General features: G+C 42.4%; 7 protein-coding genes. 3 read left to right on the top strand and 4 right to left on the bottom strand.

Annotated elements, in window-relative coordinates:
• Positions 1–298 precede the first annotated feature (298 nt).
• Positions 299–1,546, bottom strand: coding sequence for a UDP-N-acetylglucosamine 1-carboxyvinyltransferase (murA, locus tag GX756_05630; GenBank protein NLC17342.1), 1,248 nt, complete (start codon positions 1,544–1,546; stop codon positions 299–301).
• A gap of 203 nt (positions 1,547–1,749) precedes the next feature.
• Here murA and GX756_05625 point away from each other — a divergent pair, with 203 nt between their 5' ends.
• From GX756_05625 to metA, 3 genes are all read left to right on the top strand, one after another.
• A complete protein-coding gene (locus GX756_05625) occupies positions 1,750–2,532 on the top strand; it encodes a hypothetical protein (GenBank protein ID NLC17341.1) in 783 nt (260 codons plus the stop codon).
• 89 nt (positions 2,533–2,621) lie between these two features.
• The gene (locus GX756_05620) at positions 2,622–3,302 is read left to right on the top strand and encodes a hypothetical protein (GenBank protein NLC17340.1); all 681 of its coding nucleotides are present in this window, start codon (positions 2,622–2,624) and stop codon (positions 3,300–3,302) included.
• A 156-nt stretch (positions 3,303–3,458) separates the two neighbouring features.
• On the top strand, positions 3,459–4,394 hold the full coding sequence (gene metA / locus GX756_05615; protein ID NLC17339.1) for a homoserine O-succinyltransferase: 936 nt from the start codon (positions 3,459–3,461) through the stop codon (positions 4,392–4,394).
• Positions 4,395–4,455: 61 nt separating this feature from the next.
• Here metA and GX756_05610 read toward each other — a convergent pair whose 3' ends face one another.
• The 3 genes from GX756_05610 to GX756_05600 all read right to left on the bottom strand — a co-directional run bounded on the left by GX756_05610 (position 4,456) and on the right by GX756_05600 (position 7,269).
• Positions 4,456–5,091, bottom strand: a complete 636-nt coding sequence (locus tag GX756_05610) for a Fic family protein (protein NLC17338.1) — start codon at positions 5,089–5,091, stop codon at positions 4,456–4,458.
• Positions 5,092–5,134: 43 nt separating this feature from the next.
• Entirely contained in the window at positions 5,135–5,815 is a 681-nt protein-coding gene (locus GX756_05605) for a hypothetical protein (protein ID NLC17337.1), read from the bottom strand.
• Between the two features lie 140 nt (positions 5,816–5,955).
• The gene (locus GX756_05600; GenBank protein ID NLC17336.1) at positions 5,956–7,269 is read right to left on the bottom strand and encodes an alpha-glucosidase/alpha-galactosidase; all 1,314 of its coding nucleotides are present in this window, start codon (positions 7,267–7,269) and stop codon (positions 5,956–5,958) included.
• Positions 7,270–7,508: the final 239 nt, after the last annotated feature.

Genomic DNA, 7,508 nt, shown 5'->3' with positions numbered 1-7,508 from the left:
GTTATCAATAATGCGTATTGGGATTATGTAATCTTTGGCGAGAGAAAAAAGCAAAAAACGCCAAACTATAATCTAAATTTTTTATAATTTTATATTATATCCGCAAAAAATTGGGCTTAATGTTATTAAACATATTTATTTTAATTTAAAAATGGCAAAAGCCTACGCCTTTAATGGCTATTAAGGCCATTTATTTTTTTATTACGATATTTGCGGCCAAATTTGAGTATAATTTTTACGGAACACCCATAATTTTTTTTAAAAACGATTAGATTTTTATAATTACAACTTTTCATATCTATCCGTAATAATCTATTATGGCGTTTACGCCCGAGAGCTTGCCCACTATGTCTTGATAGCCGCGGCTTATATAGTTGTCGCCGCTGATTATGGAAACGCCTTTGGCTTTGAGCGCCGCGCCCACAAGCGCCGCGCCGCCCCTTAGGTCGCTTGCCGCCAATTTGGACGGGTTAAGTTTTTCCACGCCCTCTATTACCGCCGTATTGCCCTGTATATTGATTTTGGCGCCCATATGGTTTAACTCCTGCGCCTGCTGAAACCTGTTTTCAAACACGGTTTCGGTAATCGTGCTCACGCCCTCGGATACGGCCATAAGGCTGAGCATGAGCTGCTGCAAGTCCGTAGGAAACTCCGGATGCGGGCCTGTCGTGATATGCGCGGCCTTAAGCCTTCCCTGCGACCAAATTTTTATCGTGTCTTTTTGGCAAACAATTTTGGCGCCCATTTCCCTTAGCGTCGCTATGACTTTTTCCAAGTCTTTGGGGCGCGTGTTTTTGAGCGTGAGCTCGCCGCCGGCGATACAGCAATATATCATAAATGTTCCCGCTTCTATGTGGTCGGGCGATATCGTATAAGGGCTTGTCTGGGCCAGTCTTTTGACGCCGTTAATTTCCAAACGCGTCGTGCCGATGCCTTTTATGTCCGCGCCCACCGAAACCAAAAAATTTGCCGCATCAACTACGTTGGGTTCGGCTGCGGCATTTTTTATTACGGTCTTTCCTTTGGCGAGCGCGGCGGCAATCATAAGGTTGACCGTCGCGCCCACCGACGGATAGGGCAAGACAATATCGCCGCCTGTAAGCTCGCCATACGCGTTTAGAAAAATTTTGTCTTCTACTATGCGGCTTTTTACGCCCAAAGCCTCAAAACCGTCCAAATGATAATTTATTGGCCTTGAGCCTATTTTGCATCCGCCGGGCATGCTGACGCATCCCATTCTAAACCTGCCTACAAGCGCGCCCATAAAATAGCTGGCCGCCCTTATGCTTTTCATCTTGGGGTGCACGGCAAAACAGCTATTTAGGGTGTCGGGCTCTATGACCATTACCCCGTGCGCGTCTATATGCGTTTTGCAGCCCATAGAAAACAAAATCTCGCGCATATCAAATATATCTTCTATCAAGGGCACATTATGCAAAACAACCGGGCCTTCGCAAAGGCACGCCGCCGCGATTATAGCCAAGGTGGCGTTTTTGCTGCCGCTTATGATAACTTCGCCTGCCAATCTTTGTCCGCCGTTTATCATTATCATGTCTTTAGTATAAATAGAGCTTTTGATATTTATTCTTTTTTGACGCTTATTGGGACAAAATCAAAAAAAAGCAAGCCTATTAATTAATATATTTTTTTGGTTTGAAGTTAGGTTTTTTTGAATAGATAGTTTATCAAAAGGGCATAATCCATATATTAAAAGCGTTAGGGGGCTTTTTTTAAAAAGAGGAGAATATTATGATAGAAGAACTGACCGGCAGCATCACCTTAAAAAAAGGCGACGAGGTGTTTTTGGACAATGTGTCCTTGAGGCTTAATCGCGGCGAGGCTATGGCGCTTTTGGGCGATAATGTCCCCCTAAAGCGCCTGTTTTTGAAGATAATAGCGTCCCAAAAAAAAGATTTGGTTTTGCTTATAGAAGACGACACTATCCTGTCCGATATAATTATGAGCAATTCGGATAGATATATCTTGCGCACGAGCATATTGTTTGGGACTTTTGATGTAACCGAATATCTTGAATATAAGTTTTCGCACCTTGAGATACCGCGCGCCCAAAGGCTCAATGTCATAAAGGACCGCCTTACAAGGTTTGGGCTGGAGGAACACAGCCGAACCAAGCTCAAAAACCTGTCTTCTTACGAGGCGGCATTATTAAATATCGCCGCCCAATCCACTACCAAAAAAAGGGTGATAATTATTGACGCGGACAGCTTTTTGGACATTTCTATTAAGCCTGTTTTGGAAAGGGCGCTAGCGGCGCTCAAAAGTTTGGGTTATAGCGTTGTGTTGAGCGTGTGCGTAAAAGAACTTAGCGAATGCGCCGGAGTGGATAAAATCGGCATAATTGAAAACGGCAAAATCAGGGAGCTTGCCCCGCCGATAAACAAAGCCGATAGAAAAATCCTAAAAAAAGGGTTTATATCAAGGCTAAAACAGCTTTTATTAAAATTTACAAAAGCCAAAAGAACCCCAAAAGCGCTGGGCGTAAAGCTCATTAGCGAAGAAAAAGATTTTTAATGTAATTTTAATCTTTTTTTAATATGATGTTAATGCTTTTTTTTGCATGATATAGTATATTTATTATGTAATTAAAGGCAGGTAACATCATGGTATTCATAAAATGGTTGTTAAGAATAATATTAGGATTGGCGGCCTTTTTTGGCGTCGCCGCAGCGATAAGCGTGCCGCTGGTTCCCATGACCATATTTGTGGTAAGATGGGCGGGCTGGACTTTCTCTTTTTTGAGAAATTTGCCTTGGTGGACGGCTTATGTTCTGGCTTTGGCGGGCGGGCTGGCAATTACCGCTTTGGTTAAGTCCTTGCCCGTAGTGCGCAACCTAAGAAAATTTATCACGGAGTTTGTGGTATTTGGCGCTATATTCGGCGGCTTGTTCTATGTGTCCCAGACATATTTTTTCTATTACAGAATAGTGCCGCAAGACATAATTGTTAAGGCTTACTACTTAACCAAATTTGGTTTTATACCCACCGTGTTTTCCAGCAATGTCTATACTATGTTTGTAAGCGCGGGTTTAGTATTTATATTCTTGCTGGTTTTCGCTCTTGCTAGAGCGTTAAGGAACAAGAAAAAATTGCAAGCCAAGCTAGCCCTAAGCCCCGCAAGACAGGCGCGCACCACAGCCCCTACCAATATAGTCAGCTCCACCGACGGCAGCAAGATTGCCGACTATAAGGCCAAAAAATATGTAAGGGATATTTGGGGCAATTATATAGAAGAAGAAGACTACAACGCGCGCATTAACGAAATCAAAAACAGAAGACTATAATAATAATCCCCATCCAAAAAAATCTATGGACCAAAACTTTAAAATCCCGTTATTTAAGACGGGATTTTAGTTTTATTTAAGGGCGCGTTATAATATTGACAAACATACAAGATTAATCTATTATAATATGAAACAAAATTTTAAAAAGAGGTTTTTATGCCGGTCAATATTACGGGAAAACTGCCAGCTGTAAAAGCGTTGGAAAAAGAGAATATATTTGTAATGACCCAAGAGCGCGCGACATCGCAGGATATCCGCCCGCTCAGGCTGGTTATTCTTAATTTGATGCCGATAAAAGAAATTACCGAAAACCAACTGCTGAGGTTGATATCCAATACGCCTTTGCAGGTGGAGGTGGTTTTGCTTCGCACCGAAAGCTACGAGGGCAAGCATACCTCCAAAGCGCACCTTAAGCAGTTTTACAAAACATTCAGCCAAATCAAGGACCAACGGTTTGACGGGCTTGTTATCACGGGCGCGCCCGTGGAAACAATGGACTTTTCCAATGTGCTGTATTGGGACGAATTGACCGAGATAATAAAATGGGCGGATACCAATGTGTATTCAACATTATATATATGCTGGGCGGCCCAAGCCGGTCTTTATTACCATTATGGGATACCCAAATACAGGCTGCCCAAAAAGATAAGCGGAATTTTTGAGCATACGCTGTGTTCCAAGCTCAATCCGATAGTAAGGGGCTTTGACGATATATTTGTGGCGCCGCATTCAAGGTTTACCGAGGTTCGCCGCGAGGATATAGAAAAACATCCTTCGCTTGAGATACTGTCCGAGTCCAAAGAAGCGGGCGTGTATTTAATCGCCACCAAAAACTTAAGGCATATATATGTTACCGGGCACAGCGAATACGACGCGGACACTTTGCATAAGGAATACCTAAGGGACAAAGCAAAAGGCTTGGATATTGACATCCCTAAGCACTATTATATCAACGACGAGGTGGGCAAAATCCCGCCTATGACTTGGCGCAGCCACTCCATGCTGCTGTTTAATAATTGGCTCAATTATGCGGTATATCAAGAAACGCCTTACGATCTTTCGCAGTTGCCCCGCTCCGAACATAAGAAATAATAAACTAAAAACAGTATCTTCTTCAAAAAAGAAGATACTGTTTTTTTATTTTAACTATTTTTTATTGGGTTATAAGGCAATTTTCAACCAAAAACTCTTTGAGCGGGTCTTTTTTATCGGTGTTGAAGTAATACAAAGATTTTAAATTAAAGTCCACTAAGTCTTTATCCTGTATTATCAAAAGCCCCGCGCCGCCTCTTATTAATATAATATTCGCCGCTATCAAAAACGCGCGCTTATTGCCCAGCCAAAACAGCCTGTTTTTGCACCCTCCATACAAAAAACACTCCAGCGCTTGCTCTAGCGGGTCTTCAATCTTGGATATGTTTTTTAAGTCCTCTATTGTCTTTTGCGGGTCGGGCGGCGGCATGTTTTTGTGGTTAACCTTGGTCCGTAAAACGCCGCCTTGGACGTCCTCGCACCCGTCTAGGATAATGGCGTTGATTTTGCATATCAAATCCAAATTTATTTCGCTGTCTAAGTTATCCAAAGCGTATTGCCAAGCTCTATTTAGGTTTTTGATTATTTTTTTATGTTCGTCCGAGATTCTGGACACATCAATATCATCCAAGACCGCTTTTAATTCGTCGGGCGTTATGTTGATATAGGCCATCCTAGCGCAAGAATAGATGCTTTTGGTCAAGTAATTTCGGGCAAGAGCCAAATTATCTTCTTTTGACAGGCGGCATGTTCTCATAAAACACCTCCTATTTTAATCTATGTTCTAGGCGGTAGTTTTTTTAATTGTTTTGAAACCTCAAAGAGTTTTCTTCTACGCTGACCAAAACCATCCCGCTGGAAGTCTTGCGGTAGTATTCAAGGCGGTCGGGATATTCCACGATAAACAACGAAGGGTCTTTTCGCGTGCGGTATAACCTAGCGGGCTCCTCAATGGATACGTCGTAATTATTGCTGTAAGACTTAAGGTCGGGGATATTGAGGGATTGCTTTATCTCGGGCACGACCTCGTAAGTTACGTTAAACCATTCGGCGTTGCGTCTTTTGAAAGACCTTTTTATATCGTCGGGGCCTATGTAATCCTCATTATAAAATTGGCGCTGCTGCGCGTATTGCGGCTGCGAAAACCGTTGTTCTGCGTATTGGGATTGGACAGGTTGCGGCGTTTGTTCTTGGGGCGCGTTATCGTCTGCTTGGGCGCGCGGGGTTTTTCTTATCTTAAGCCCAAAAAGCCTTCTTACAAACAATAACAAACTCAAAATCGTTCCGCCCGCCATAAGCACGATAAAATGAGACAGGTATTCCATAAAAGAAAAAGGAACAAGCGCCGAACACAGCGCGAATATGACGGCAAAGCTTATGGGAATCCACAAATAAAGCCTTACTATCAAAAATCCTAAGATTTTTGACGCTTGCTTTAACAAAAATTTTGTAAATTTCCATAAAAGCTTTAGTATTATCATAATTTAATTATATCACGCGCCCAAGCCCAATTCAATAGCTCTTTTTGTGATTTATATGTTAAATCGCGTATTTTTATAATAAAAAAAGCTTTTGGCAAAAACCAGCCAAAAGCTTTTTATATATTTTTAAGGCGTATAAATTATTTATACTCGGGCAGCCAGTCTTTGTGCGCTTCAAACAAGTCGTCGCACATATTTTTTATGTCGTCTAAGCTAAGCTCGGCCGCGGTATGGGGGTCAAGGTAAGCCGCCATATAGACTAGGTCTTTTTTGCGCTCTTTGGCGGCTTGAATGGTCATATTTTGGACATTAATATTGGTGCGGTTGAGCGCGGCAAGCTGCTCGGGCAAATCGCCCACATAGCAAGGATGTATGCCTGCGTTATCCACAAGGCACGGCACTTCCACGCACGCGTTGTAGGGCAGGTTGGTGATAAGCCCTGTGTTTAGCACGTTGCCGTGCAATTGGTAGGGCTCGTTGAGCGTCATTGACTTTATAATCTTGGCCGCGTATTCATGGCTTGGCGTGTGTTCTATATCGGAGTCCATAAGTTTTTCGCGCATTTCTTTCCAGCCTTCTATTTGCAACACGCATCTACGGGGGTATTCGTCCAAAGGTATGTTAAACCGCTCTATCAGCTCGGGATATTTGGATTTTATATAATAAGGATTGTATTCGGCGGTATGTTCGCTGGACTCGGTGTTGTAATAGCCAAACCTATGCATTATATCATGGCGAACAAGATCCCATTGCATTTTGTCCAAATATTCGCCCGAAAGGGAACGGCGCTTGATTTCGGGGTATAAATCGTTGCCGTATTGGTCCTTGATTTCCAGCAGCCAAGCCTGATGGTTGATGCCGGCAATTTTGGAAATTGATTTTTCTATATATTCTTCCATGCCCAAAGAGCCGAGCAAACCTTTTACGCACACCTGGACGCTATGGCAAAGCCCTACAGCGTTTATGCCCAAATATCTTAGCATATAGCCCGTCAATATAGCCATGGGGTTGGTATAGTTAATAAACAGCGCTTCGGGGCAAGCCTTATGCATGTCTTGGGCAAACTCCTCCAAAACAGGGATTGTCCTTAGCGCCCTAAAGATTCCGCCGATGCCTATGGTGTCGCCGATAGTCTGTCTTAAGCCGTATTTTTTAGGTATTTCAAAGTCAATTACGGTGCAAGGCTCGTAACCGCCCACCTGGATGGCGTTAATCACGAAATTGGCGCCCATAAGCGATTCTAGGCGGCCCTTGTAAGCTACTATTTTGGCTTTGCCGTTGTATTTTTTGTTGATGTTTTCTAGCATAAGCCTTGAGTCTTCCAAGCGCTCAAGGTCAATATCAACCAAAGCGATCTCAAAATCGCCAATTTCGGGCGTCAGGATGCAATCGCCCAAAACATTCTTGGCAAAAATCGTGCTGCCCGCGCCTAAAAATGTAATCTTCAAAACCAAATCTCCTCTTTAGTGATTTTTAAACAACATAATATTAAAATATAAAAAACTTTAAGTCAATAAATAACAACTCAAAAATTAACTAAAAAATATTGCGGAAGATTGTAAAATGAAGTGCAACGGGTAAAAAAAGATTCATAGTGAACCTTTATCTTTGTATAATAAGTTTGTAACACAAGATTATACAAAAGGAAAAGGCACTATGAATCAAGGACATTATAGCACAAAAAAGAGGAAGT

The organism is Clostridiales bacterium, from assembly GCA_012512255.1.
Taxonomy (GTDB): domain Bacteria; phylum Bacillota; class Clostridia; order Christensenellales; family DUVY01; genus DUVY01.
Note: the sequence above shows the minus strand (reverse complement) of the source record. Positions and strands in the feature narration are given on the sequence as shown.